This is a genomic window from Bacillus sp. JJ1503, from assembly GCF_036965125.1.
Taxonomy (GTDB): domain Bacteria; phylum Bacillota; class Bacilli; order Bacillales; family Cytobacillaceae; genus Cytobacillus.
Window position 1 is genome coordinate 1 of record NZ_JBALOZ010000358.1, and the last position, 2,214, is coordinate 2,214.

The 2,214-nt window shown below is 37.6% G+C and carries 2 protein-coding genes and 1 pseudogene; 1 reads left to right on the plus strand and 2 read right to left on the minus strand.

Going from position 1 to position 2,214, the window contains the following annotated elements; all coding sequences use genetic code 11:
• A partial coding sequence (locus V7149_RS22645; protein WP_335347843.1) for a hypothetical protein occupies positions 1-236 on the plus strand: 236 nt, incomplete at its 5' end.
• A gap of 459 nt (positions 237-695) precedes the next feature.
• Here the strand turns inward: V7149_RS22645 and V7149_RS22650 are convergent.
• Positions 696-818, minus strand: coding sequence for a hypothetical protein (locus V7149_RS22650; protein ID WP_335347844.1), 123 nt, complete (start codon positions 816-818; stop codon positions 696-698).
• 165 nt (positions 819-983) lie between these two features.
• Positions 984-1,920: pseudogene (locus V7149_RS22655) on the minus strand (Rieske 2Fe-2S domain-containing protein).
• Between the last annotated feature and the right edge of the window lie 294 nt (positions 1,921-2,214).

The following is a 2,214-nucleotide window of genomic DNA, read 5'->3' on the forward strand; positions in this document are numbered from 1 at the left end:
CGTATTATAAGGTCAGCCAGAAAATATTTCTGGTTGGCCATTTTTTATATCGATATTTGATAACAGTAGCCGGGGTAGAATGTGCGCGCCATTGGGACATCATCCTTAAGAAACTTGGTACGAGCGATCTGGGGCGAATAGTTCCCGGAGGAATCAGCACTGGTTGGCAGTCGCCAGTTCGATGCCGGCAACTGCCAATAGAAAAGCTCCATAGGTTCCAGCTTCCTGCAGCTTAACGAGATGGAGCTTACCGGTTTTCTTGCGCAGCCAACTTTTGAGGGTTCGATGCCCCCAAAAGCCTCATTTCTTTCTGAGTAAAAAAATAGGGATTACCCATCCTACATTGCTATCAATTCTTCCAATTCTATTAGAATGGCTTCCATCCATTCTTCCGCCTCTTAAGAGGATTCAATATACTCTATTAATCGGTCATACGGATTTTTCTCCTTTTCATCTAGGAACCATATTGGCGTGCCAAATTGACTGTCTACACCAACGAGACAATTTAGTCCGTAAATGCATCGATATTTTTGCTCGTTATTTATTATTTTGCATTCTTAAAATAATCTTTTTGCAAAATATATCAATCACTTAGGTCCTGACCCATAAGCAGCTGATTGCGCTCTTTCTCTAACTTCTCTTGGAGCCATTTTAAATACCGAGATTAACAATTCACTCTTTGAGGAAAAGTAATTCTAAAAAGTCCCTCTGGAAATTCCCCTGCAACCTAAATTATCTTGAATGGACGTGGCTTGAAAACCTTTTTCGATAAATAAATAATGAGCAGTATCGATGACATGCTGTTTTTGTTTGTTCATTTTTAATCACCGATTTTAGACTATATGTATAATTACTCATTCTTTCCCAATTTATTAATGAAGACAATTATGATAAAAATCATAATTCCTTTTACGTTCATATTAAGAAACGACAAAAAATAAAACCCATCACTATCTGAAATGATGAGTTTCGCCATTTTTCTATTAAGCTGTACCTAATACAACACCAAACTCTTTCAAATACTGTCTGTAAGCAATACTCATTCGATCACAGATAAGGGAAAGTTCAACTTGAAGATCAAGCGGAAGTTCCTCCGGTTTTTGGTTTTCTACTACCGGTTTATCTTGAGCGAAAATTTCATTTTGAAACTTGACTATTTCTTCATCGGTTAAACCAGTTTCGTAATCAAAGGAAAGGATTCCATAAGCTACGGATTCATTTTCATTAACTGGTCTGACAGTTAGAACAATTGTCATTTCTGTGTTATTTTCATGGTCTTTTTTTGTAAATTTGACCGTTAAAGGGCGCATAATTTCATACGTGTAGTATACGTATTTTGGTTTTCCAGATCCATCCGGATCAGGCTGATAGATGGGAATCTCATCGGTATAGATTCTGCCATTTTCTTTATGAACAAAGTAATTTTGAATCACACGATGGCTTGCTGCGCCAAGATATCCCTCATGAAGGNNNCGGCGGCTTAGCCTGAACCTCCTGCGGTCCCCAAATCACATTACGGAAAGCAGTGCCTTCCATTTCTTCATATCGAAAAAACTCCGGGTTATTATTCGCTAAATTCACCCAAACAAATCCGTATTTTTCCATACAGGCATATGACTCAGCTTTTGCTTTTTTGGGGATTGCTCTTCCTTCAGGCAGTTGAGGAATGCTCACACATTCACCGTCGTGGTTATATTCCCAGCCATGATAAGGACATACAATACAATCATTTTTCACCTCGCCAAGCGACAAAGCCGCCCCCCTATGGATACATAAATCTCTAAAAGCATGGACCCCTTCACTATTTCTAAAAATGGCTAAGCGTTCTCCCATCAGAATAATCTGAATTGGCTTTTCCTTTACATCTTCAGAACGGCATGTCACGATCCAGTCCTCCAGCAAAACTTTATCTTGAATCATCTTATCTCCCCCTCATATGTAATTATTACAATGGTTTTCGTTCAGTTCGTAATTGGTATGCCTATCCTTTTAAAAATTGCAGTTACAATTTTACCTAAAGAAGATTTTTACAGTACTCCAGATTGGGCGAACAATATTTTATCTTATAGGATCACAGTTGGAGCAATGGCTAGAGTTAGCCTAAATTTAATTATTCCAAATAAAAAGAGAAAATACGCGATCGATACAATCCAGTTAAGAAAATTACTAATACGTAATAGTTTGAAATAATTAAATAGATTGGAATTTTTTGAG

What these genes read in the sequence shown, in the direction of transcription:
- V7149_RS22650 (WP_335347844.1), bottom strand. Translation starts at nt 818, where the DNA reads ATGAACAAACAAAAACAGCATGTCATCGATACTGCTCATTATTTATTT.